We start from the raw sequence: 1,663 nt of genomic DNA, 5'->3' as shown, positions 1-1,663 counted from the left end.
TTTTTGTGTGCCTGCTCCTTCACCCTGTCGGGGTGGGTGCACTTGTTTTTTCGGATATGAATGCCAGGCCAGCCCGTGTGGTTGGTTTGTCGTTTGTTTTTGCCGGTTTTGAGCTTTTCACTGAAATAGCTTTTGTGGAGAGTTTGATCCTGGCTCAGGACGAACGCTGGCGGCGTGCTTAACACATGCAAGTCGAACGGTAAGGCCCCAGCTTGCTGGGGTACACGAGTGGCGAACGGGTGAGTAACACGTGGGTGACCTGCCCCGCACTTCGGGATAAGCCTGGGAAACTGGGTCTAATACCGGATAGGACCGCATCGTGAGGGTGTGGTGGAAAGTTTTTTCGGTGTGGGATGGGCCCGCGGCCTATCAGCTTGTTGGTGGGGTAATGGCCTACCAAGGCGGCGACGGGTAGCCGGCCTGAGAGGGTGGACGGCCACATTGGGACTGAGACACGGCCCAGACTCCTACGGGAGGCAGCAGTGGGGAATATTGCACAATGGGCGGAAGCCTGATGCAGCGACGCCGCGTGGGGGATGACGGCCTTCGGGTTGTAAACTCCTTTCACCATCGACGAAGGTTTTCTGACGGTAGATGGAGAAGAAGCACCGGCTAACTACGTGCCAGCAGCCGCGGTAATACGTAGGGTGCGAGCGTTGTCCGGAATTACTGGGCGTAAAGAGCTCGTAGGTGGTTTGTCGCGTCGTCTGTGAAATTCCGGGGCTTAACTCCGGGCGTGCAGGCGATACGGGCATAACTTGAGTACTGTAGGGGAGACTGGAATTCCTGGTGTAGCGGTGAAATGCGCAGATATCAGGAGGAACACCGGTGGCGAAGGCGGGTCTCTGGGCAGTAACTGACGCTGAGGAGCGAAAGCATGGGTAGCGAACAGGATTAGATACCCTGGTAGTCCATGCCGTAAACGGTGGGCGCTAGGTGTAGGGGTCTTCCACGACTTCTGTGCCGTAGCTAACGCATTAAGCGCCCCGCCTGGGGAGTACGGCCGCAAGGCTAAAACTCAAAGGAATTGACGGGGGCCCGCACAAGCGGCGGAGCATGTGGATTAATTCGATGCAACGCGAAGAACCTTACCTGGGCTTGACATATACGGGATCGCCGCAGAGATGTGGTTTCCCTTGTGGCTCGTATACAGGTGGTGCATGGTTGTCGTCAGCTCGTGTCGTGAGATGTTGGGTTAAGTCCCGCAACGAGCGCAACCCTTGTCTTATGTTGCCAGCACGTGATGGTGGGGACTCGTGAGAAACTGCCGGGGTCAACTCGGAGGAAGGTGGGGATGACGTCAAATCATCATGCCCCTTATGTCCAGGGCTTCACACATGCTACAATGGTCGGTACAGTGGGTTGCGATACCGTGAGGTGGAGCTAATCCCTTAAAGCCGGTCTCAGTTCGGATCGGGGTCTGCAACTCGACCCCGTGAAGTCGGAGTCGCTAGTAATCGCAGATCAGCAACGCTGCGGTGAATACGTTCCCGGGCCTTGTACACACCGCCCGTCACGTCATGAAAGTCGGTAACACCCGAAGCCAGTGGCCCAACCCTTTGTGGGGGGAGCTGTCGAAGGTGGGATCGGTGATTGGGACGAAGTCGTAACAAGGTAGCCGTACCGGAAGGTGCGGCTGGATCACCTCCTTTCTAAGGAGTTT

General features: G+C 56.7%; 1 rRNA gene. It reads left to right on the top strand.

Annotated features, from left to right (window positions below):
- Positions 1-131: 131 nt before the first annotated feature.
- Positions 132-1,652: ribosomal RNA gene (locus HMPREF3121_RS07025) — 16S ribosomal RNA — on the top strand.
- The last annotated feature ends 11 nt before the right edge of the window (positions 1,653-1,663 follow it).

The sequence above is a fragment of the Corynebacterium sp. HMSC11E11 genome (assembly GCF_001807025.1).
GTDB lineage: Bacteria > Actinomycetota > Actinomycetes > Mycobacteriales > Mycobacteriaceae > Corynebacterium > Corynebacterium freneyi.
The sequence above is the reverse complement of the archived record's forward strand: the minus strand, read 5'-3'. Positions and strand labels throughout refer to the sequence as shown.